General features: G+C 41.2%; 20 protein-coding genes. 12 read left to right on the plus strand and 8 right to left on the minus strand.

Going from position 1 to position 24,027, the window contains the following annotated elements; translation table 11 throughout:
* Window positions 1-96: 96 nt before the first annotated feature.
* Window positions 97-1,290, minus strand: coding sequence for an Nramp family divalent metal transporter (locus ACUXV0_RS15685; protein ID WP_446190518.1), 1,194 nt, complete (start codon window positions 1,288-1,290; stop codon window positions 97-99).
* A 289-nt stretch (window positions 1,291-1,579) separates the two neighbouring features.
* On the opposite strand from ACUXV0_RS15685, the gene ACUXV0_RS15690 reads away from it, so the two are divergent.
* From ACUXV0_RS15690 to ACUXV0_RS15715, 6 genes are all read left to right on the plus strand, one after another.
* Complete coding sequence (locus ACUXV0_RS15690; RefSeq protein WP_446190519.1) at window positions 1,580-2,557, plus strand: 2-hydroxyacid dehydrogenase; 978 nt, start codon at window positions 1,580-1,582, stop codon at window positions 2,555-2,557.
* Between the two features lie 114 nt (window positions 2,558-2,671).
* Window positions 2,672-5,047 carry a TonB-dependent receptor domain-containing protein gene (locus ACUXV0_RS15695; RefSeq protein WP_446190520.1) on the plus strand — a complete coding sequence of 792 codons (2,376 nt, stop codon included), beginning with the start codon at window positions 2,672-2,674 and terminating at the stop codon, window positions 5,045-5,047.
* Between the two features lie 33 nt (window positions 5,048-5,080).
* Entirely contained in the window at window positions 5,081-5,866 is a 786-nt protein-coding gene (locus tag ACUXV0_RS15700; RefSeq protein WP_446190521.1) for a sulfite exporter TauE/SafE family protein, read from the plus strand.
* A gap of 206 nt (window positions 5,867-6,072) precedes the next feature.
* Window positions 6,073-7,692: a sodium:solute symporter gene (locus ACUXV0_RS15705; RefSeq protein WP_446190522.1), complete on the plus strand. Its 1,620-nt coding sequence runs from the start codon at window positions 6,073-6,075 to the stop codon at window positions 7,690-7,692.
* 49 nt (window positions 7,693-7,741) lie between these two features.
* Window positions 7,742-8,884, plus strand: coding sequence for an aldose epimerase family protein (locus ACUXV0_RS15710; RefSeq protein ID WP_446190523.1), 1,143 nt, complete (start codon window positions 7,742-7,744; stop codon window positions 8,882-8,884).
* 102 nt (window positions 8,885-8,986) lie between these two features.
* The gene (locus ACUXV0_RS15715; protein ID WP_446190524.1) at window positions 8,987-9,574 is read left to right on the plus strand and encodes a superoxide dismutase family protein; all 588 of its coding nucleotides are present in this window, start codon (window positions 8,987-8,989) and stop codon (window positions 9,572-9,574) included.
* Between the two features lie 18 nt (window positions 9,575-9,592).
* On the opposite strand, the gene ACUXV0_RS15720 is transcribed toward ACUXV0_RS15715, so the two are convergent.
* Genes ACUXV0_RS15720 through ACUXV0_RS15735 form a run of 4 tightly spaced genes read right to left on the minus strand, consistent with a single transcriptional unit; the run spans window position 9,593 to window position 12,723 of the window.
* Entirely contained in the window at window positions 9,593-10,078 is a 486-nt protein-coding gene (locus ACUXV0_RS15720) for a hypothetical protein (RefSeq protein WP_446190525.1), read from the minus strand.
* A complete protein-coding gene (locus ACUXV0_RS15725) occupies window positions 10,071-11,039 on the minus strand; it encodes an NAD(P)H-dependent flavin oxidoreductase (protein ID WP_446190526.1) in 969 nt (322 codons plus the stop codon). Before ACUXV0_RS15725 ends, ACUXV0_RS15720 begins: the two co-directional genes overlap by 8 nt.
* 34 nt (window positions 11,040-11,073) lie before the next feature.
* Window positions 11,074-11,928: an acyl-CoA thioesterase gene (locus ACUXV0_RS15730; protein WP_446190527.1), complete on the minus strand. Its 855-nt coding sequence runs from the start codon at window positions 11,926-11,928 to the stop codon at window positions 11,074-11,076.
* 27 nt (window positions 11,929-11,955) lie between these two features.
* A complete protein-coding gene (locus ACUXV0_RS15735; RefSeq protein ID WP_446190528.1) occupies window positions 11,956-12,723 on the minus strand; it encodes an enoyl-CoA hydratase-related protein in 768 nt (255 codons plus the stop codon).
* A 131-nt stretch (window positions 12,724-12,854) separates the two neighbouring features.
* Between ACUXV0_RS15735 and ACUXV0_RS15740 the strand changes: the two genes are divergently transcribed.
* From ACUXV0_RS15740 to ACUXV0_RS15750, 3 genes are all read left to right on the plus strand, one after another.
* The gene (locus ACUXV0_RS15740) at window positions 12,855-14,393 is read left to right on the plus strand and encodes an alpha-N-arabinofuranosidase (RefSeq protein ID WP_446190529.1); all 1,539 of its coding nucleotides are present in this window, start codon (window positions 12,855-12,857) and stop codon (window positions 14,391-14,393) included.
* Between the two features lie 75 nt (window positions 14,394-14,468).
* Window positions 14,469-15,614, plus strand: coding sequence for an alpha/beta hydrolase family protein (locus tag ACUXV0_RS15745; protein WP_446190530.1), 1,146 nt, complete (start codon window positions 14,469-14,471; stop codon window positions 15,612-15,614).
* A 78-nt stretch (window positions 15,615-15,692) separates the two neighbouring features.
* Complete coding sequence (locus tag ACUXV0_RS15750) at window positions 15,693-16,109, plus strand: nuclear transport factor 2 family protein (RefSeq protein WP_446190531.1); 417 nt, start codon at window positions 15,693-15,695, stop codon at window positions 16,107-16,109.
* Here the strand turns inward: ACUXV0_RS15750 and ACUXV0_RS15755 are convergent.
* Entirely contained in the window at window positions 16,106-17,119 is a 1,014-nt protein-coding gene (locus ACUXV0_RS15755; protein WP_446190532.1) for a LacI family DNA-binding transcriptional regulator, read from the minus strand. The two genes, ACUXV0_RS15750 and ACUXV0_RS15755, sit on opposite strands and share 4 nt — an antisense overlap.
* Before the next feature lie 197 nt (window positions 17,120-17,316).
* On the opposite strand from ACUXV0_RS15755, the gene ACUXV0_RS15760 reads away from it, so the two are divergent.
* The 3 genes from ACUXV0_RS15760 (at window position 17,317) to ACUXV0_RS15770 (ending at window position 21,435) form a co-directional block, all read left to right on the plus strand.
* Window positions 17,317-18,078 (plus strand): SDR family oxidoreductase, encoded by a 762-nt coding sequence (locus ACUXV0_RS15760; RefSeq protein WP_446190533.1) that lies wholly within the window; start codon window positions 17,317-17,319, stop codon window positions 18,076-18,078.
* A gap of 94 nt (window positions 18,079-18,172) precedes the next feature.
* Window positions 18,173-19,003 (plus strand): 5-dehydro-4-deoxy-D-glucuronate isomerase, encoded by an 831-nt coding sequence (gene kduI, locus ACUXV0_RS15765; protein WP_446190534.1) that lies wholly within the window; start codon window positions 18,173-18,175, stop codon window positions 19,001-19,003.
* Between the two features lie 86 nt (window positions 19,004-19,089).
* A complete protein-coding gene (locus ACUXV0_RS15770; RefSeq protein ID WP_446190535.1) occupies window positions 19,090-21,435 on the plus strand; it encodes a glycosyl hydrolase family 28 protein in 2,346 nt (781 codons plus the stop codon).
* Between the two features lie 126 nt (window positions 21,436-21,561).
* Here the strand turns inward: ACUXV0_RS15770 and ACUXV0_RS15775 are convergent, their stop codons facing one another.
* Window positions 21,562-22,956 carry a Gfo/Idh/MocA family protein gene (locus tag ACUXV0_RS15775; protein ID WP_446190536.1) on the minus strand — a complete coding sequence of 465 codons (1,395 nt, stop codon included), beginning with the start codon at window positions 22,954-22,956 and terminating at the stop codon, window positions 21,562-21,564.
* A 23-nt stretch (window positions 22,957-22,979) separates the two neighbouring features.
* Complete coding sequence (locus tag ACUXV0_RS15780) at window positions 22,980-23,912, minus strand: TolB family protein (RefSeq protein ID WP_446190537.1); 933 nt, start codon at window positions 23,910-23,912, stop codon at window positions 22,980-22,982.
* Between the last annotated feature and the right edge of the window lie 115 nt (window positions 23,913-24,027).

Below are 24,027 nucleotides of genomic sequence, written 5' to 3' on the forward strand. Positions count from 1 at the left end.
ACAAGAGTTCTAGCTTTTCAAAAAATGGTTGGTGAATTAATTAGCAATAGTGAGGATTAAAATTGATTCTGCGGATTGGACTTTTCTCTTCTAGCTTTACCCTACCACCTGCCAAATCAGTAAACCGCCAAAGACGATAAGTGCCAGAGATAGAATGACTCTCTCTACGGTTTTGTTGGTGAATTCGCCCATCCATTCTTTTTTATTATTGACCACTAAAAGTGTCAACGAAATACCTAAAACGAAGAAAGAAGATATTAGGGTGTAATTGATGACTGTTTTGATGGCATTTTGGAATAATGCTGTGGCAAGGGGGACTATTGTCAGAAAAATGAGAAAATAGCGATAGGGTTTTGAAGAAATAGAAGGTTCCTGGTCTTTTTGTAAAACACCATTATAAAAGTCCTCAAAAAGATATGGCACTCCGCTCCATACTGCCAATAAAGAGGAAAACGCCACGCCCCAGAAACATGTTTTCAGTAAGAAACTACCGGCAGAACCGTAAAGATTTTCAAAAGCAGCGGCAAGGCCAAAGATAAGGTCCGTGCCTGATCTTAGTTGACCAGATTTATCCATTTTATACGTAATGAGCATTAAGCAGATGATGAAGACTCCAGTAATTATATACGATAAGCGGAGGTCTGTTTTGCTTTTGGCAATACCCTCTTTGGCGGTCCAGCTTTTTTCGGAAGCCCAATAACTATAACTCAACATGGTCACACTGCCACCCACCCCTCCGAGCATAGACATGATTAGCGTCAAAGGCTGATATTGCTTTGTTTCCGTAATGGCCTGATCTGGTTGGAAAAGATAATAGATGGCCGCAGGTACCAGAATGCCAAACATCAAGAGGATGAGAACAGTAGTTATTTTTTCAATGAAACTGTATTTGCCAAAATAAACCAGGACGAATGCCATTAGACTACTCAAAGCGGCCCACCACTCTTTGGTAAGTCCTCCAAAGATAGTGGAGGCGGCTAGTCCGGTAGTAGAAATCAAGGCAGCCGCAACCATGTATGACCACAATAGAAAAAAGAGCATAAATAAAATTCGAGGAGCCAAGGGCATAGTCAGGTTCCATCTTTCTATGATTGATTTCCCAGAGGCTAATTGATGACGAGCAATTCCCTCGGTTATGGTGTATTTTAACACACAAGCCAAAATAACCACCAAAGGGTAAATCCAACGAAACTCTAGTCCCGTCTGAATGCTGATAATCATATCACCAGCACCTATACCTGCCGCAGCTACCAATAATCCGGGTCCGATCTTCTGAAAGAGAGTTTTCATAGTCTATCTCACTGTTCTACGATTTTACAGATTGTTTTGTTGAGTCAAAAGGGGAGGGTGGATTTTGTTATAGAAGGGGGTGTTTTGAGAAGGGAGCAGTCGGCAGTTAGCAGTTAGCAGTCAGCGTTCCACGAATAGCCGAGTGCAGAAAGCCGTCAGCCTAAAGCCGAGAACAAAAAGCTGAAAGCCCAAAGCCCAATGCTAATCGCCACTAAAAAACATTTCCCCACGTCCCCAAACAATCCTCGCTTACAATTAACTACTTTTGAAATTATTCAACCCTAACTTCATGAAAACGCTTGTTACTCTTGATATTCCTGAGAAAGGCCTAAGCCTGCTTCGAGAAGCTGGTTTTGACCTGACTGTTGGTGATTCTGCTTCTCCGTTTAGCTACGATGAGTTGACAAAGCTGTGTGGAGATTTTGAGTTTTTATTGGCATCTAGTAAAGACAAGATTGACCGAAGCTTTTTAGAGAAAAATGCTCATCTGCGAGCCATTTCTACCTTTTCTGCGGGGTTTGATCATATTGATATTGCGGCAGCCTCAGCATTGAACATTCCCGTAGGTCACGCTCCACAGGCCATGAACAGGGCTACTTCAGATATTGCCTTCGGGCTGATGATTGCGGTAAGCAGAAACTTCTTTCAAATGCACAAGCGTATAGAAGCGGGTAATTGGGGGAGTTTCAGGCCAAAGGCCAATCTGGGGCAAGAGTTATACGGTAAGACCCTCGGGATTTTTGGCCTAGGTGCCATAGGTTATGAGATGGCCAGAAAGTGTAAGGCCGCTTACGGCATGACCATCATATATTGTAACCGATCAAACAACGAAAAAGCCAAGAAGGAGCTGGGGGCTATGAAAGTGTCTGTTGAGGAACTTTTACAGAAGAGTGATGTGCTCTCTGTGCATTCTAATTTAACTGAAGAGACAAGATACATCTTTAACTATGAGGCTTTTAGTCAAATGAAGCCGTCGGCCATATTTATTAATACTTCCAGAGGTAAAGTTCATGAAGAGAATGGCCTGATCAGAGCCCTGCAAGAGGGTGAAATCTGGGGAGCTGGCCTGGATGTTACGGACCCGGAGCCCATGGAGAAAAATAACCCCTTACTACAGATGCCAAACGTTTGTATTCTGCCACATATAGGCTCAGCTACTGTAGAGGCCAGAGATGAAATGTCAAGACTGGCTGCCGAGAATTTGATCAGATTTCATTTCAGTGGAGATATGCTTTACTGTGTAAATCCACAGGTTTTGAAAAAATAGACCCAATTATCTCCACATTCCTTTCAACTGTCTATTATACCGGCTAAACCCTTATCCTTAGGATAGTTATTGTTCATTTCTTGACTTTCTTTGTCGGTATTTTATTCAACTCTAATGAAGAAATTTTTACAGAACACTTTTGTTTTAACCCTTTTGTCGTGTGCCACGGCCATGGCTCAAACCGGTACTATCTCCGGTAAAGTAATTGATGAAGGGAGTTCAGATCCTTTAGCTTTTTCTACCATCAGAATTTTCAGCACAGCGGATAGTGTATTGGTAGAGGGCAATATTACCGACGACCTCGGAAAATTTTCACTTAATGTGCCTTACGGTCAATATTATGCCAATGTGGAGTTTATTGGCTATGATGCATTATTTACACCTTTTTTCGTGGTGAATGAGGAGAATACTCAATTAGATCTAGGTGAATTAAAGCTGAGTTCTTCTACTCAAAATCTTGACGAGGTAGTGGTACAGGCCGAGCGAAGCAGCATGGAATTGACCTTGGATAAACGTGTATTCAATGTTGGAAAAGATTTGGCTAATGCCGGAGGTTCTGCTCAGCAAATTCTGGTCAATATCCCTTCTGTGACTGTGGATCCTGATGGTACTATTAAGCTTAGAGGGAGCAATAACGTAAGAATCCTTATTGATGGAAAACCTTCGGGTTTAGTGACATTTAAAGGAGGAGCAGGCTTGGCTTCATTACAGGCCAGCATGGTAGAGCGTGTTGAGATTATTACCAATCCATCTGCCAGATATGAGGCAGAAGGTATGGCCGGAATAATCAATATCATTCTTAAAAAGGAAAGTCGCCAGGGTTTTAACGGTTCGGTTCAGCTTATAAGTGGTTTGCCGGCCAATTACGGAGCTGCTTTAAATTTAAATTACCGTCATAAAAAGGTCAATTTCTTCGTGAATTACGCTCTTACGTATGATAAGAATCCGTACGTGGGTGATCTTTATCAGGAAGTCTATGACGAAGGTGAAACCTATTTGCTAGATCAGTCTACGGAAGGTACTGTAGCCGGGCTTAATAATAATGTGCGTGGAGGACTGGATTTTTATTTCTCAGAGAAAAGTATCCTCACATTATCTTATATGCTGAGTAGATCAGACGGGAAACGACTGACCGAAAATATTTATAATGACTATCTGGGTAGCTTTTCAAATCCATTGACAAGGATTGTAAGAAATCAGGATGAGCAGGAAACAGAGCCTTTGTCTGAGACGGTTTTGACCTGGAAAAGAGAATTTGCCCGAAAAGGGCATGAGCTAAATGCTACCTTCCGTTTTCTAGACCACTGGGAAAACAGCGATCAGCTATTCACACAGTCAGGAGTTTTGGCCAATGGTGAGGTAGATATCCCTAACACTTTTGTGCAGCACTCTGTGAACGACGAGTTTGAGAAGCAGTATTTATTTCAATTAGACTATGTACAGCCATTCGCCAAAGAAGGTAAGTTTGAGTTTGGTGCCCGTACTTCACTCAGAGATATGGAGAATGACTATGTGGTTAATGACCTTGACGAAGCCGGTAATGAGACACCAGTACCAGGTCTTGATAATGTCTTTTTGTATGATGAAAACATCTCGGCGGTTTATGGTATCATAGGTAATAAATTTGACCGATTTAGCTTTCAGGCTGGGCTAAGAGGAGAGTGGACAGACGTGACCACCACTTTAGAAAAAACTAGTGAGGTTAATCCCCGAAATTATTTCAATTTTTTCCCGAGTGCACATTTAACGTATGATGTGGGAAATGAAAACTCTTTGCAGCTGAGCTACAGCCGAAGAATCAGAAGGCCTGTATATAATGACCTTAGTCCGTTTATGACGGTCTCTGATAGTAGAAACTTCAGAAGTGGAAATCCTGACCTGAATCCCGAGTATAGTGATGTTTATGAGATCGGTCACCTGAAAAACTTTGAGCAGGGCTCATTGACCTCATCGGTATATTACCGCAATACCACAGATTTGATAGACAGAATAAGAGAGGTGGATGCCAATGGATTCTCTACCACTCTTCCACAAAACCTCAATGGTGAGCAGGCCTATGGAATAGAATTTACGGCCAATTACAGCCCTTATGAATGGTGGAAAATGGATATGAATTTCAATCTCTTTCATGCCAATATAGACGGTAGTAACATCTCTGAACAGTACCAGACAGAAACCAATAGTTGGTTTGCTCGTTACACTTCCAGATTTCTTTTGCCAAACGACCTGGACCTACAGTTGAGAGCTAATTATGATGCTCCGCAAAACACTGCTCAGGGTAGCAGAAAGGCTATTTATTTCTTTGATTTTGCTTTAAAGAAGGACATTCTTCAAAGAAGAGGTACCATCAATTTTGCAGTTCTTGATATCCTGAATTCAAGATGGATGAGAACGATCAATCAGGGAGAAACTTTCTTTACAGAGAGCAATCGCCAGTTTAGAAGAAGACAGTTTAATTTAACCTTGAGCTATCGCATCAATCAAGGCTAAATATTTCTTTACCTTTAGGGCAAATTATAGTTCATGGGTATAGATTTATCGCTTGCTGAGTTTTTGTTATTTGTGGTGGCCGGCATATTTACCGGTATTATCAATACGCTGGCGGGTAGCGGTTCACTGATAACATTACCCATTTTCATGTTTATTTGTGGTTTGCCACCATCTGTGGCCAATGCTACAAATAGAATCGGCGTTTTTATGCAGTCGGCGGTAGCTACCCAACGTTTCAATAAAACTTTTCCGGGCTTGTTTAAGGGAGTTGAATGGCTGGCCATTCCTTCGGTGATCGGTGCATTAATAGGTTCTAAAGTTGCGGTAGATTTGAATGAGAAAGTGATGAACTACAGCATAGGCACCCTAATGGTCATTATGCTGATTGTTCTCATGCTAAAGCCAAATAGGTGGCTAAAAGCTGAGTCTGAAGGGGGTAAAAACAGAAAGAGCTGGAAAAGTATTTTGATTTTCTTTGTCATTGGTCTCTATGGCGGATTTCTTCAGGCTGGCGTTGGGGTTTTTCTATTGGCTGCCATGGTACTGGTCTCCAAATACAATTTGAAGCAAGCCAACGGAATCAAATTACTGATGGTCTTATGCTTCACCGTACCTGCATTAATACTCTTCATTTATTATGATAAAGTCCATTTTGCGTATGGATTATTAATGGGTCTTTTTCAGTCCATCGGGGCTTGGATAGGCGTTCGTTTTATCTCAAAGATTCCAAATTCAGAGGTATGGATTTATCGAGTTCTGATAGTAGTAATCGCTATATCTGCATTCAAAATGTTTTTTGAGGCGGCTACTCAGGTTTAATTGAGTGGTCAAAAAATAGTTACTTCATTTCTCTTAAGTCCAATGAATTATTTGTACAATTGTGTCTAAAAGACACAAATGGAATATTCAATTATTTCCTCTTTAATCACAATTCATTGGTTTTGAAGGAATAAAATTTACTTTTTTGTGTCTGACATTAAGCCTAGGGACTTCTGAAGTCCTTCAACCTTAACCTTATAAATACAATGATGAATTCTTTAGTTACCCTTGACTGGGTAGTTATTGCAGGTTATTTCGCTCTATTACTTGGGGTAGCCTGGTGGGTAGTATCTCAAAAACAATCCAATAGTGAAGATTATTTTCTAGCCGGAAGAAACATGGGCTGGTTTGTGGTCGGTGCTTCTATTTTTGCCTCAAACATTGGTTCTGAGCACGTGGTGGGTCTTGCCGGCTCTGGTGCTGCCGATAAATTTCCGTTATTAATTTATGAGCTACACGCCTGGGTGGTAGTGCTTCTAGGTTGGTTATTCCTCCCATTTTATGTCAGGAGTGGAGTGTTTACCATGCCAGAGTTCTTAGAGAAGCGTTTTGACCCAAGAGCTCGATGGTTTTTGAGCTTATTTAGTCTGGCGGCTTATGTTTTGACAAAAGTTTCTGTAACGCTTTACGCCGGTGGAATTGTAATATCAACCTTATTGGGTGTAACCTTTATGCAAGGAGCCTTGGCTACAGTGATTTTGACAGGTATTTACACGGTACTTGGTGGAATGAGGGCTGTGGTTTACACAGAGACATTACAGGCCATAATTTTAGTAATTGGTGCTGCTTGTTTAACCTTCCTGGGGCTTGATGCCGCCGGAGGCTGGGAGAGTATTCGTGAAACAGTTGGCCCTGAATACATGAACATGTGGAGATCTATGGATGATAAAGATTATCCATGGCACTGGCTGGCTTTATCTTCTACCATTGTGGGCATTTGGTATTGGTGTACAGACCAAGTGATTGTACAGCGTGTGCTTACAGCAAAAAACATTAAAGAGGGTAGGAGAGGTAGTATTTTCGGAGCCTTCCTTAAACTGATGCCCCTTTTCTTATTTCTAATCCCGGGCATTATTGCTTTAGTATTAAAAATGAGAGGAGAGCTGGAATGGGATACGCCAGATCAGGCTTTTCCTTCATTAATGATGGCCATTTTGCCGGCAGGTTTGAGAGGTTTGGTGGCTGCAGGTCTAATGGCGGCCTTGATGTCATCTTTAGCTTCGGTTTTCAATAGCTGTTCTACCTTATTTACTATTGATATTTACAAAAAACTCAGACCAGACGCCTCAGAAGAGCGTATGGTGCAGGTAGGTCGAATTGCCACTGGGGTGGTGGTACTACTTGGTGTACTTTGGGTACCTATTATCGAGAGACTGGCTGGTGGAACCTTGTATGAGTACTTACAAAATGTACAGTCTTATATTGCACCTCCTATTACTGCGGTGTTCTTACTCGGGATTTTCTCTAGCCGTATCAACTCAAAGGGAGCATTGTTTACGCTCTTTACCGGGATTATAATTGCCGCTATTCGTTTAATTCTAGAGGTATATGAAGATACATTGCCGGTTGATAGTTTCCTTTATGAGTTTGCCAGCATGAACTTCCTGAAGTTCTCAGCTTTCTTCTTCTTGTACTGTGTGGCGGCTACTATTCTGGTGTCCTTATTTACACCGGCTCCTGATAAAGCTGCACTTTCTGGACTTACCATTAATACTGTTTCAGAAGAACAGCGTAAAGAGAATAATCAAAGCTTTAGTTTGATTGATATTTTGACCAGCTTATTCATTGTGGCTATTGTGGTATACGTAATGGCCTATTTCAGTTAGTACAATAGGGAAGGTTTTATGACCTTCCCTTTATTCAACCCTCTTTACTATGAAAAAACTATTTATTCTTTGTTCTGTCGTTTTATTGTTTGCGGCTTGCCGCAATGAAAGTCAGGAGACACAGACCACTGCTGCTTCAGAAATTTCTCAAAAGGAATGGGGCCAGCTTGAAGATGGCAGTGAGGTATCTTTGTTTACCCTAAAAAATGCCAATGGTATGACTGTAGAGATTACAGATTTTGGTGGCAAAATCGTAAGCTGGACAGCTACAGATCGTGATGGAAATTACGAGAACATTAATCTTGGAATGAAGACGCTTCCCGAGTATTTTGATGGAGCCTCTTTTTTCGGAACACTGGTCGGTAGATTTGGTAATAGAATAGGAGGAGCCAAGTTTACGATTGATGGTGAAGAGTATAGCCTGGTAGCCAATGATGGTGCCAATAGCCTTCACAGCAGCGGTGCCGGTGTAGACGGACAATTATGGGATGCAGAGGTAGTAGAAGCAGAAGAACCTACTTTGAAATTAACCACGGTCTCTCCGGATGGAGCCGGAGGGTTTCCTGGAAATCTGACCATTGAAGTCGTTTACACGCTTCAAAAAGATGACGCTTTGAGGATTGATTATACTGCGACCACAGATAAGGCTACACATGTGAACTTAACTAATCATGCTTATTTCAATTTGTCTGCTTTCTCTGAGGATGTTTTGAATCATGAAGTTACCATCTACGCCGATGAGTATTTACCGGTGGATGAAGGTTTAATACCTTATGGAGATCCTGCTGCAGTTAGTGGAACTCCTTTTGATTTTACTTCGGCCCATAAAATAGGTGAGCGTATCAATGATACTTCGAATGAGCAGATCAAAATTGGTGGTGGTTATGATCACGCCTGGGTATTTACCGATAGCTCAGAAGAGATGAAGCTGGGTGCAGAGGTGTATCATGAGCCTACTGGTAGGTTTATGCAGGTATACACTACTGAGCCGGCTGTTCAGTTTTACACTGGTAATTTCCTTGATGGTAGTTTAGTCGGTCATGATGATGTGAAATATGATTATCGCTGGGGCTTCTGTTTAGAAACGGAACATTTTCCAGATGCTCCAAACAAGCCAGAATATGCCAGCACGCTATTGAGGCCAGGTGAGACGTACAAGACCTCAACAATGTATAAATTCAGCACAAAGTAATTTCAGGGCCTCTTAATGGAGGCCTTTTTTGTGGACTAGATTCTACGTTTTTTGTTCGGAACAACCTTTTAACCATTTCTGTAAAACAAAAAACACGAATACATGAAATTTACGAATTTAATGGTGCCCCTGGCGGCAATAGGATTTTTATCAGCTTGTACAAATACGGTAGAGGAACAATACGACGATAACATACCGGCAGAAATTGAGGCGGTGGAAGGAATTAACATTACTTCTGCTGTGGCAGATATTGAAGGCAAAAGCGGTTCAGATATATCTGGAACGGTAGCTTTTACAGAAACAGAGGGTGTAGTGAAAATGGATGTCAATATTATAGGTCTTGGAAAAGGTAAGCATGCCATTCATATTCATGAAACGGGTGACTGTAGTGCCGTAGATGGTAAAAGTGCAGATGGCCACTGGAACCCTACGGACGAAGATCATGGGAAATGGGGCGGAAGCTCTCACCATGTAGGTGATATAGGAAACCTGGAATCGCCTGGCGATAGCATGACCGTCATGACATTAACGACAGATGCCTGGTGTCTGAGCTGTGATGATCCAGAAAAGAATATTCTTAATAAGGCTATAATTATACACAAGGGAGAAGACGATTTCTCTTCTCAACCGTCCGGTGCAGCAGGTGCCAGAATAGGTTGTGGAGTTATTGATAAAGATGAAATTATGTAGGATAAAGGAGAGTGTGGACTAACAACCACACTCTCCTTTTATTTTTAATACCTGCTCTTCTCCTCTGATATTTGATATTCTCAAAGTGCCGGCATATTGCTCGGTTTCATCAATCTGACCAATAGATTTGAGGTCAACCTCCAGACCCCAATGCTCAGATCTACACTTTTGCTGAATTACGCCTCCATCTGAATACACATCATACGCTTCTAACTCTTCAAAGGCTCCATCCACTTTTATAAAGGCTGTTCTGGCATAATCGTCAACATAAATATAGGCTCTGTCATCATCAGGAAGCCAATAATAGCAGGCACAGCCGTCTATGGCAGATGGAAATTCTTCTACACCGAACTTCTCAATCAAAAGAGTGTCAGAAATAGAAGTTGCTAGTATATCAATTTTATTCTCCTCGTTTTCTCGTTTAGCCTGGTCAGAAGAATCTGTCGATTGCTGACAAGCCAAAAAAAGAGTTGCAATGGCAAACGTGAGGATACCTCTATACATATTGCTCAAGCATTTTTTGCTGCTTTTGAATAGCCTCGATAAACTCTTTTTTCATTCTGTTTACCAAATCTTTGACCGGTAGAGAATCATTGATAGTGGCTACTCCTTGCCCCGCAGACCAGATGGTTTTCCAGGCTTTGGCTTCTGCTTTAGAGGCGTCTAATTCTGTAGAGACATCTATTTTTTTGGTCATTCCCCACATTTCTTGAGTAATGCCATTTTCTTCAAGAGATTTTACCATGAAGTTGGCATTCACACCAGAGACCGCTGCGGTATACACTACATCTTTGGTGCCGCTATCATTAATCATTTCGCGGTAGTCGTCTGAGGCTCTGGCTTCATTAGTATTGATAAATCGGGTACCCATATATGCTAGATCTGCACCCATTTGCATAGCAGTGGCAATGTCTCCACCATTGCTTAAGGCTCCCGAAAGCAGTATGGTTTTATCAAAAAAACTTCTGACTTCCTGCACAAACGGAATAGGGTTCAATGTACCTCCGTGTCCACCCGCTCCGGCTGAAACGAGTATTAACCCATCAACGCCGGCTTCTGCGGCTTTCTCTGCATGTCTTTTTTTGATGACATCATGAAATACCAGACCACCATAACCATGTACGGCGTCTACGAGGTCAGAGACAGCTCCCAGTGAGGTAATAACCAGAGGAACCTGATGTTTAATCACGACTTCCAGGTCGGCCATGATGCGTGGATTGGTCTGATGAACGATGAGGTTGACTCCGAAAGGTGCTGCTTTTTTGCCTGTTTCCTTTTCAAATTTTTCGAGTTCAGTTTTAATCTGAACTACCCATTCTTCAAAGCCCTCTGTACTCCTTTGGTTAAGAGCAGGGAAAGTACCGACGATGCCGTTTTTACAACATTCGATGACCAACTCAGGGCCTGAGATAAGAAACATGGGTGCTGCCACCAGTGGCAATGTGAGATGATTAAATGGGTTCATAATGTTTATTGATGTTCAATAGGTTTTAAAGTATTTACTTCTTCTTTCTAATAAGGCCTTCTTGTACTACCGAGGCCACCAGTTTTCCCTCCTGAGTAAAAATGTTTCCACGGGTGAATCCTCGGGTGTTTGATGCACTTGGGCTGTCCAAAGCGTAAAGTAGCCATTCGTCTATTCTGAAATCTCTGTGAAACCACATGGCGTGATCAAGACTTGCCATAAAAATACCCTTCGGGATAGGTCCTTTGGTATGAGGAAGTGTAGCAGTGGTTAAAAGATTATAATCAGATACGTAAGTCAGTAATTTCTGATGTATACTGATATCACCTTCTACTTTTTCCTTGGCTTTAAACCAATAATGCCTGAAAGGAGGTTTAGTGCTTCGGTCCATAAGGCTCAATTTTTCTACCGGTCTGAATTCGAAAGGGCGTGTTTTGATACCCTGCAAAATATTCTGAGGAATGAAGAGCTTGTATTTATTTACAATGTCTTCATCTGATTTCAAACCTTCTGGACCCACCACATTCGGCATATCTATTTGGTGGTCATAGCCTTCTTGTTTTAGCTGAAAAGAGATTGAGGTAATAAAAATGACAGCATCGTTTTGTTTAGCTACCACTCTTCTGGTGGTAAAGCTCCCACCATCTCTTACATCATCTACTTCAAAATAAAGTGGGATATTGATATCACCTGCCAGCAGAAAATAAGCATGCATAGAATGTACAAAACGATCGCTTGGTACAGTTTTATATGCTGCACTTAAGGCCTGAGAAAGCACCTGCCCTCCAAATACTCGGTTCCATGGAGCCTGATAATTTTGACCGATAAAAATATTCTTCTCTACCTCTTTGAGCTCCAGAAGCTCAATCAATTCATTGATGTCTTTCATGTTTTTCCTGTTGGTTATCAGTCTGGATTACTTCCAAACCGGCTTTCTTTTCTCTACAAAGGCCAGAGTGCCCTCTTTAGCATCATCTGTTAACTGAATATCCCGAAATAATTGATCGGAGATTGGAATAATTTCATCTTCCGTTTTTCCCTCAGTTTCCCTCATAAACATGAGGCTTTCTTTGATGGCGTTTGGCGAATTTTGAGCTATTGCATTTGCCATAGTTTTGGCTTCATCGAGAAGTTTATTTTCAGAAGTGATTCTATTAACTAAACCTAATTGAAAAGCTCTCTCGGCGTTTAATTGCCCGGCAGTCATAATCAATTCATTTGCGACATTTTTGGGAAGTACTTTAGGTAAACGGAATAAACCACCCGCTCCGGCGATCAATCCTCTTGAGACTTCTGGTAAACCAAATTTGGCAGAATCTGAGGCTACTATTAGATCACAAGACAGGCAAAACTCCATTCCACCGGCTAGTGCATAACCATTAACAGCGGCTATCCAGGGCGTGGTTTTCTGTGCATAAACAAATCCACCAAAACCATTTTTCTTCGATTGCAGTAGATTCCCCTTTCCAGCAGAGATTATTTTGAGGTCTGCTCCCGTACAAAAGGCCTTTTCTCCAGCACCCGTTAAAATTACAACTCTAATAGAAGAGTCGGCTTCTACCTGGTCTACTATTTCTTCCATTCTCTGTGTTACCTCATCATTGATGGAATTATATGCCTCGGGTCTGTTTAGGGTAACTAAAGCAATATTTTCGTCGATTTTTTCGAACAAAACAGCACTCATAAATGGGTTTGTTGATGTATTTCTCAAATTTAGTCGAAAAATCAGGATTAAAAAGATTGTGTTACTTTGACACATTAGTAGATTTTTCGATATTTGGTCATCAATAAAACCATTTCTTTAAACCCTATTCTATGAAAAAAGCTCTAATGGGCCTTCTGATGCTAGTCAGCATGGGAGTGCATTCTCAAAATAAGTTGGTTCTCAATACTGACTTAGCCGAAACAAAAATCAGTAAACATATATATGGACATTTCTCAGAACATCTGGGGAGATGTATATACGGAGGTTTGTATGTAGGTGAAGAAAATAAGCTTGTACCACATATCAATGGAATGAGAACTGATGTGGTAGAGGCATTGAAAAAACTTGAGATACCTAACCTGAGATGGCCGGGTGGTTGTTTCGCGGATACGTATCACTGGAAAGACGGTATAGGTCCTAAAGGAGACCGTCCTACTATTGTGAATTCATGGTGGGGAAATGTGACAGAGGACAATTCTTTCGGTTCGCATGAATTTATGGAGCTGGTAAAACAGCTGGATACTGAACCTTATATCTCTGGTAATGTGGGAAGCGGTACTGTGCAGGAGTTCTCGGACTGGGTACAATACATGAATTTTGATGGTAAAAGTCCTATGTCTGACCTTAGAGCCCAAAATGGGCACCCAGAACCTTTCAAGGTGAAATATTGGGGAGTAGGAAACGAGGCTTGGGGCTGTGGAGGTCATATGACGGCCGAGTATTATGCCAATGTGTATCGTCAATACGCCACTTATATCAATACTTCGTGGGAGAAAGATTCCAGAGTCTTCAAGATTGCTTCCGGTGCTAGTGATGATGACTATCACTGGACAGAAGTCTTAATGAGAGATATCCCTAGACATATGATTGATGGGGTAGGGGTACATCATTACTCCGTTATTGACTGGAACAATAAAGGTTCTGCTACAGACTTTAACGAAGATCAATATTTCACCACCATGACCAGAGCCTGGGATATGGAGCGAATTGTGAGTGGTCATGAGGCCATCATGGATAAGTATGACCCGGAGCAAAAAGTGGGTATGATGGTTGACGAATGGGGCGGCTGGTACGATGTAGAGCCGGGCACTAACGGTGGTTTCCTTTATCAGCAAAATACGATGCGTGATGCAATGATTGCGGGTATGACTTTGAACATTTTCAATAATCATGCTGATCGTGTGAAGATGGCTAACCTAGCTCAGGTGGTCAATGTACTTCAGGCCGTAATTTTGACAGATGAAGAAAGAATCATCCTAACTCCAACTTACCATGTGATGGAAATGTATAAGGTTCACCAGGATGCCACCTTGATCCCGATGCATTTGACCACGGATGATTATGAATTTAATGGAAAGAAATTGCCAGCTATCTCTGCAAGTGCTTCTAAGTCGGAAGATGGGAAAGTACACGTTTCATTGACCAATATTGACTTGAATAAGGATCATGAGATTACCATTGATCTGAGAGGAGAGGATTTGACAAGTGTGTCAGGAAGAATTCTGGTTTCTGATAAAGTACAGGATCACAATACTTTTGAAAATCCAAACAAAGTGGTCCCTCAAGAATTCAATGAAGCAATGTTAAAGAAGAATATGCTTACGCTTGAAGTTCCTGCATCTTCTGTAGTGGTGCTTGAATTGGATTAAAATTAAGTAACTGGTAAAGTTTAAGTGACCTGAATTTATTCTGTAAATTCAGGTCACTTTCGTTTATACCCTACTATGAAATACCTTTTGCTATTACTCGTTTTACCTACTTTTCTGTACGGTCAAAATCTCAGACAGAGAGACTTTTTTACGCCTGAAGAAGCCGAACAAGAGCATAATCAACTCGCCAAATTGTTTTCATCAAAAGGTGAATGGGAAAGTCGATCTTTTGAGATTCGCCAAGGTATTCTAAAAGGTGCCGGAATTTCAAATCTGGAATTTGGCCAACCGGTAAAGCCTACTGTTCACGGTAAAAAGATCCTCAATGGTTATACTGTAGAAAACGTTTTTTTTGAGTCCATTCCAGGGGTTTATGTTTCGGGAAATTTATACAAACCTATCGGCCTGACTGAAAAAGCACCGGCCGTTCTTTGTCCTCATGGGCATGGACGCGAAAAGAACAATAGGTTCATGGAATACACGCAACAACGATGTGCGACTCTGGCCCGAATGGGAGCTGTGGTTTTTGCCTATGATATGCTGGGATACGGCGATTTTAAGCAAGCCGAGCATAAAATAGAGAATGTCTTTAAAATTCAGCTTTTGAACTCTATTAGAGTTGTTGATTATTTGAGTCAATTGGATGAAGTAGACGACAATCGAATTGCTGTGACCGGTGAATCAGGTGGCGGTACACAAACATTTATGTTAGCGGCCGTAGATGATAGAATTGCGGTTTCTGTTCCTACCGTTATGGTTTCAGGATATTTTTTTGGAGGATGTCAATGCGAAAGTGGAATGCCTGTTCATACCTCTTGTTCTCCGGCCACTACTAACGTAGAAATTGCCGCTTGCATGGCACCGAAACCAATGCTTATCATTTCAGATGGGGGAGACTGGACTCGTTTTGTGCCCGAAATGGAAGCTCCTTTCATCCGGAATATTTATACATATTTTGGTGCTGAGAGCAATTTTGAAAATGCACATTTTCCAGACGAAAAGCATGATTACGGGGCTTCAAAAAGGCAGGCGGCTTATCGATTTTTGGCCAAGCATTTAGATTTTAAGTTTGAAGAATTTCTTGAAGATGGAAAAGTTAGTGAACAGCAAAATACTGTATTGACAGAGAAAGACTTAGGGGTATTTACATCGCGATATCCCAGACCCAAAAACGCTGTAATGGGTGATGAAAATATGGTTAGCCATATCGACAAGTATTGAGTTATCCAGAAGAATAGTTTTTTGCAGAATTCTTGAAACAGCTTACATTCGTCACTTCAAACAACCTCTCTTATTGAAATGAAAAAACTGATTTTGTCATTTGTATTGATGGCATTCTTTGCTTTTGGAACCCAGGCACAAGAAAAAAATATTGAAGCCAGCGTAGAACAGCTGAAGGAGCTTCTTGTTAATCCGAACAAATCTGATTTACAGTCTATTTGTCACTTTAAATTAAGCTATGGACATTCATCTGGAAGAATAGAAAATCGTGATGAGTTCATAGAGTCATTGATGACAAAGGCTTCAGACTTTACAGACATAGAGTTAACGAATCAAACGATTGATATCATTGGTAAGACAGCAGCTGTACGTCACGAACTGTATGCTAAAACCCTTGATGGTGGGAAACCTGGAGAGGTACGTCTCAAAGTTTTGACAGTTTGGCTGAAACAGAAAAAAGGCTGGGTATTATTTGCCCGTCAGGCGGTTCGTTAGTTAAGCGTAGTCGATTTTCTAACCTGTAAAATAGTTGGTAATTCTAAGGTCTGATATCCCTTCAGACCTTTTTTATTTTCAATATTGTCTAGCAAAATTCTGGCAGCTTCTGAGCCTAAATCGTATGCCGGCTGCACCACAGTGCTTAAAGCGGGGTTCAATAGATGAGCCACATTCAAATTCGTAAAACCAATAAAGAATATATCGTCAGGAATCTTAATTTCCAGACTATTGGCGGCCTCAAAACACTTAAGAGCTAAACGGTCACTGGCTGTAAATAAAGCGTCTGGTTTCTTTTCAACCATGAATTGCTTTAGCTTGTCCTCAAGAATTTCGTAATTGAAATCTGTGAACATTACCAGATCTTCTTCGTAGGGAATGTTATAGTGTTCTAATGCGGCCTTATAGCCGGCAAGTCTCTCTTTGGTTATAGATAAAACGGGTGGGCTGGTGATATGGCCGATACGTTTTCTGCCTGCCAAAATCATATGTTCTGTAGCATCAAAAGCACCCTGAAAATTATCAGCTACCACTTTATTGGCTTTTACTCGATCTGGTACACGGTCAAAGAAGACCATCGGGAAATCTTCATCAATCAATTGCTGAAATAACTTGAAGTCAGTGGTATGACCCGACAATGAAATGATTACTCCATCCAGCTTACGATTGATCACATGCTCAAGACTGGCTTTTTCTTTATCTGCTGATTCATTGGATTGGAAAATCATTACTCTGTAGCCTCGTTTCTGAGCTACAGCTTCCATACCGTTGATGGCATTTGAGAAAAAATTATTCGCGATTTCCGGTACGATTACCCCTATACTTCTCGATTTGTTTTCTCTCAAACTTAAGGCAATAGGGTTAGGTCTGTAATTTACTTTTTCTACGTAATCAAGCACCATTTGTTTAGTACTCTCACTGATCTCATAACTTCCTCTGATGGCTCTGGAAACTGTGGATGTAGATAGGTTTAAAGCTTTCGCTATGTCTTTTATTGTAATCGTCTGCAATCTTGAATCAATTAGGTTAAGTATTGTAAATATCGGAATTTACCTGAAATCTACCTCAGAAAATATGCTGAGTACAAATTGGCAACGTTCCCGAGATCGATTGCATAAAAAAACAAGTTTGACTTTTAGCATTGCCAAGCATGATTGGCTAATCTTGTACTAATCCAAATTCTGAATAACAGAGACCCTTTGAAATTATGATTCAAATAGATTTAACCGGACAAAAAGCTCTGGTGACAGGATGTAAACGTGGAATAGGTTTCGCTATGGCTGAAGCTTTGGCAGAAGCTGGTGCAGATATTATCGGCGTTTCTGCCAGTTTGGAACTGGAAGGCAGTGCTATCGAAAAGAGAGTAAAAAGTCTGGGACGTAATTTCGCAGCGTATCAGGCAGATTTTTCCAATAGAGAGTCTCTGTATGCCTTCATCAATAAGGCGAAAGTGGAGCACCCTGTTATTGACATTTTGGTCAATAATGCAGGAACCATCCTGAGAAAACCTGCAGCCGAGCATCCTGACGAAATGTGGGACACGGTAATTGATGTCAATCTGAATGCTCAGTTTATTCTGACCCGTGAGTTTGGGAAAGAAATGGTAGACAGAGGAAAAGGAAAAGTGATATTCACGGCTTCTCTACTGACATTTCAAGGTGGAATCACGGTCCCAGGTTATGCAGCCAGTAAAGGTGCGGTAGGTAGCTTGGTCAAAGCTTTTGCTAACGAATGGGCTGGCAAGGGTGTGAATGTCAATGCGATTGCTCCCGGTTATATAGCTACTGATAATACAGAAGCTCTCAGGAATGATGAAAATAGAAGTACATCAATTTTGAATAGAATACCTGCGGGCAGATGGGGAGAACCTGAAGATTTTAAAGGACCTACGGCATTTCTGGCTTCAGATTTAGCGTCATACGTTCATGGTGAAATACTCACGGTAGATGGTGGATGGATGGGTAGGTAAGACTAGGAAAGAAAAATAAACCTAATATCAGATATTAGAGTGCAATAAAATGTTCACAGTCACGCTTGGTGACAACAAAACCATTAAGATACAAATGAAGTCAATATACGAGACCAGCCCTCGCGAATTTGAAAGAATGAATACCTCTGAAATGAGAGAGGATTTTCTGGTTCAATCTATTTTTATTGATAATGAAGTAAGCCTGACTTATACTCACTATGACCGTATGGTTACTGGCGGTGTGAAGCCAGTAGGTAAAACAGTAGAATTGCCAAATCCTGATGATTTGAAAGCGGAGTATTTTCTGGAAAGAAGAGAGTTAGGGATTATTAATATTGGCGGAGATGGTACTGTTACTGCTGATGGAACTAGCTACGAGGTGGAGAAATTGGGTTGTGTATATCTTGGTAAAGGCACCAAAGAGGTAAGCTTTAGCTCTAAAGACAGTTCTTCACCGGCGAAATTCTTTATACTCTCTGCCCCCGCTCATAAAGAATACCCAAATACGCATTTCACCAAAGAGCAGGCTTCTCCGGTTACATTAGGAGATGCGGCTACCTCAAACAATAGAACGATTTACAAGTACATCCATAATGACGGAATAATGAGCTGCCAGTTAGTGATGGGACTTACGGTTCTGTCCACAGGTAGCGTGTGGAATACTATGCCGCCGCATACGCATGACAGAAGAAGTGAAATCTACTGTTATTTTGATGTGCCAGAGAATCAAGGTATCATGCATTTTATGGGTAAGCCAGATGAAACCAGACACCTGTGGGTTCAAAATGACGAGGCCATTATTTCTCCGCCGTGGTCTATTCATGCAGGTAGCGGAACGGCCAATTACTCATTTATCTGGGCTATGGCCGGTGAAAACAAAGACTTTACAGATATGGATCATGTAGATCTAAATCTGATGAGATAAATAATAATTCTAAAACCCGGCCTTAAAAATGAGGCTGGGTTTCTCTTCACTCTGGTTAGTTCTAACCAAATTCAACTCTAAGAAAAATGAAAAAAGTATTGCTTGGTCTTTTGGCCTTCCTGGCTATTGCTGCATTGAAACCTGCAGAAAAAGTAGTCAGAGTATTCATGATTGGTGATAGCACCATGGCCAATAAAAATATCTATGATGCCCCTGAAACCGGATGGGGACAGGTCTTTCATGAATTGTTTACTGATGTGGTAGAAATTCAAAACCATGCTAGAAATGGAAGAAGTACCAAGTCATTTAGGGATTTGGGTCATTGGAAAGAAGTAGAGAAACAGCTGCAGCCTGGTGATTTCGTGATAATTCAGTTTGGTCATAACGACCAAAAGAAAAGTGATCCGGCCCGATGGGCTCCTGCGAAGACCGATTACCGAGAGAATCTCAAAAACTATATCGCTGAGGTAAAGGCAAAGGGAGCCTACCCCATTTTGTGTACGCCAGTCAATAGAAGAAAATTTGACGATGAAGGCGTATTTGTAGATCAGCATGGTGACTATCCGGGTGTGGTTAGAGAGCTAGCAAGTGAGCTGAGTATCCCTTTGATAGATATGCACCACAAAAGCCTGGGCCTGCTTAAAGAATTAGGGGTGGAGGATTCTAAGGACTTATTTATGCATGTGGCTCCGGGCGTTTACCCTAAGTTCCCTGAAGGCCTGGTGGACAATACGCATTTTACGCCTTTTGGGGCAAGAAGCATGGCAAAACTAGCTGCCGAGGCTTTGATGAATATCAAAAATCCATTGAGACATTACTTAAAGAAATCTGAGTTTCCTCAGACCTACAATTATCAATTACCAACAATCAATGAGGTAGCCTTTAAAAAGGATACGTTCGATATCAGGAAGTATGGAGCTGTAAGTGGAGGGAAATCGCTGGCCCATACAGCCATAAATCAAGCAATCGATATGGCTTCCTCCACAGGTGGAGGGGTGGTATTGGTACCAACTGGTTTCTGGCTTTCCGGTCCAATAAAGATGAAAAGCAATGTGAATCTTCATCTGGAAGATGGAGCATTTATTCAGTTCTCAGATAATAGAGAAGATTACCCGGTGGTATTGACCACCTGGGAGGGACAGCCTGCCTATCGCTGTCATGCACCTATTTGGGGAGTTGACCTGGTAAACATTGCCATTACAGGGAAGGGAATTATGGATGGTGCCGGTCAGGTATGGAAGCAAGTAAAGAAGTCTAAACTGACAGATTCTCAATGGAGTAGATTAGTCAAAAGCGGTGGAGTAGTAGATGAGGCAGGAACAGCCTGGTACCCGTCAGAAATTTCAAAATATGGAAATGAAAACCGTGAGTGGACTAACAATATAGTAGAAGGGAAGACCAAGGAAGATTACGAAGCAATTCGTGATTTCCTTAGACCAAATATGGTGAGTTTGACCAATTGTAGAAATGTACTTTTGGAGGATGTTACCTTCCTAAATTCTCCGGCCTGGACGTTGCACCCCTTGCTATGCAAACACATCACTATCAGAAATGTGAATGTAAAGAATCCGTGGTTTGGTCAAAATAACGATGCCATTGATGTAGAATCTTGTACCTACGGAATTTTAGATGGATGTACTTTTGATACTGGTGATGACGCGATTACCATTAAATCTGGTAGAGATAAGCCAGGAAGGGACAGAGGAGTGGCCACAAGCCATTTTATTGTGAAAAACACCACCGTATTCCACGGACATGGTGGTTTTGTGATCGGTTCTGAGATGAGTGGAGGGGTGCATCATTTGTATGTCAATAATTGTAACTTCCTGGGTACCGACATTGGCTTAAGGTTTAAAACCACAAGAGGCCGCGGAGGGGTAGTGAAAGATATTTATATCTCAGATATCAATATGAATAATATTCCTGGTGAGGCCATCAGGTTTAATATGTACTATGCTTATAAAGATCCCGTACCTGTAGAAGGAGAAGAAGAGGGCTTGCCATCTATGCAAGCTGAGCCTTTTGGAGAAGGAACGCCAGTTTTTAAAGATTTTGTAATGGAGAGAATTTATTGCAAAGGAGCCAATACCGCCATCATGATGCGTGGCATTCCAGAGTCTCAGGTTGAGAATATTTCCATAAGTGATGCAGTGATTCATAGTGATCATGGGATTGCCCTCACTGAAGCAAAAGATATTCATTTGAAAAATGTGGCTGTATATAGCTCAGATCAGAAGAATCTAATTCAGGTTAATAATGTCAATGGTCTTGAGATTGAAGATCTGGATTACACTGCAGGTAAGAAAGTATTGCTTGAAGTAAACGGTGATAGATCTGAAGGTATTCGAATTAAAAATACTGATCTAAACGGAGCAGAAACAAAAGCGAAGTTTCTTTCGAATGCTAAGAAAAGGTCGGTGAAGTGGAAATAATTCTAGGGCATTAAACGAAATGAAGCCATAGCAGAGAAATAAATTCTTGCTATGGCTTTTAAGTGTGTGGTAAACCTAAATAAAGAACTCATTAGTCAAAGACTAATTTTCTTCCACTCCTATCTATTAAACAAGCTTCATTTTAACAGGGTCCCAGTTTATTTTTTCACCTGAAAAATAACTTTCATTACAGGCCAGAGCAGGTGCTGCGGCTCTAAACCCTAAAGTAGCATCCTCTGTTACAGGTTTTCCTTCTCTTACTGCATCAAAGAAGTTAGTGAAGTGATCTAAGTGGTCACTGTAACCTTGCGGAGCCCTGTAAATTATATCTTCTTTTGAAGGTCTTTTACGCTGAGCAGCAGACCATTTTGAATCATATTCTTTTTGCATTTCGTCCTGCATACTCTTTGAGAAAGTAAAGAGTGAATCATATCCCCCAAATCCGGGAGCTTCTGGCATTAAACTGTGTTTGACGGTAATGTTATTACCCATTATGTCAATGATACCTTCAGATCCTACCAGTCGTATCACCTCTTGCCCGCCGGTACCGCTAATAAAATTCACCTGTAGCGTAAGCAGAAATGCAGGGTGCTCAGGACTATCCGGGTATTGCATTACTCCAGACATAACATCAGGCATATTTCTCCCATCTTTCCAGTAGCTGAATTGCCCTGTGCTGTAAATACTCTCTGGTCCAAGTGAATTGGTAATGAAATGCGTACCGCTTAGTAAATGAATAAAGAGATCACCTGCCACACCAGTGCCTACTTCTTTAAAAGCACGCCACCAAAAGAACTTTTTGGCGTCAAAATCCATGCGATCTGTGATTTCTATGAAACGTTCCCAGTCTGTGCTTTCGGCACTGGCATCCTTTGGGATGGTGTATTCCCAGGCACCAATAGAGCTCTGTCTGTCATAAACAGCATTAACCATGTTTAGCTCCCCAATTTCACCGGCAGCCAGAAGCTCTTTAGCCTTGGCATATCCCAGACTACTTACACGTTGACTACCTACCTGTAATACTTTACCCGCTTTCTGTGCCGCTTGAATTACCGGTATGCCTTCGCTGATTTTGTAAATCATAGGTTTTTCGCAGTAAACATGTTTACCTTTTGCCAGAGCGTCTTTGGTCATTTGGGCATGCCAGCAGTCCGTGGTGGCAATAATGACGGCATCTATATCGGGTCTGTCCAGCAGGTCTTTATAGTTTCTGGTGGTATAAAGCTCCGGCCCAAACTCCTCTTTTGCGTTTTGGATTCTGCCCGTGTAGAGATCGCAAATACCAGCCAGTTCTACGCCTGGAATCTGCAATGCTGTTCTAAGGTCAAAATGGCCTTGTACACCATAACCAATCACACCAATACGTACGGTATCATTTACTGAGATCTTTTTGCTGTATCTCAAAATCCTCTCTTCTGCTTTTTCGCTTGCTGCCAAAGTGGTCAAAGGATTTGCAAGGCCTGCTAATCCTGTAGCACCAATGGTTTGGAGAAACCTTCTTCTTGAGTTTTGATTTTTCATTTCAATAGAGTTTTGGGGTTATATTATTTTACCGAGTAACTAACAAAAGCTACTTTTTTGCTGTCTGGGCTCCATGAGGGCACATTTATAGTGCCTTGTCCACCATAAAATACCTCCGTCAGATCTTTGATACTTTTAGTCTTTATGTCCATGATTCTGAGTTTTACATCTTTCCCAAAAAGGTGATTTTGTTCTTCATCAGAAGTGTAGGCTATGTAAACCATGTGTTTATTGTCTGGCGATGGGTGGGCAAACCAATTAGAATTGGTATCAAAGGTCAGTTGCTCTGGCTGGCTTCCATTGGCTAGCATTCTCCAAATCTGCATATGACCTGTTCTGTATGAATTGAAATAAATGTATTTGCCGTCTGAAGAGTAGTCTGGGCCATCATCCAGACCTTCTGAGCTGGTTAATCGGGTTTCTTCTCCTCCTGAAACCGGAATCGAATAAATATCGAAATTGCCGTTTCTTTCGCCACAGTAGGCCAGGGTATTGCCATCCGGCGACCAGCCATGCCAAAAAGACATCACCTCTTTGGTTACTCTACGTGGAGTACCTCCTTCTACCGGAAGCACATAAATGGCAGATTTATATGGTTTGGGAGATGGGTCATCTTTGTCATAATGGCTCACCACCAATTGTTTGCCGTCTGGTGAAATACCATGATCATTATTACAAGCAGTAGCAAATCCGGTATTGAGCAACTTTAGTTTTCTTTCTTCTAAATCAAAAGTGTAAAGTTTCCCATAGCTATTTAAGATTAAGTAGCCATCCGGATGCCAGTTGGGAGCTTCTAAATGAGATTTGATACTCAAAAGAGTATCTATTTTACCAGTTTCAATATCCACGGTATGGATATAACTGGTAGTGTCTGATACAGAGAATGCCCATGTTTTAGAGTGCTTAAGAGAACATAGAGTCGCAGTTAATAGAACAAATATTTTGTACGATTTCATTAGGTATTGAATTAGGGTTCAGGTCAAATGTAAAATAAAAAATCTATTATCTCAAAATGAGATAATAGATTTTTGAATGCTCATTTATCTCGTGTATAAGTAGTATCTGATATTT

The organism is Jiulongibacter sp. NS-SX5, from assembly GCF_052828545.1.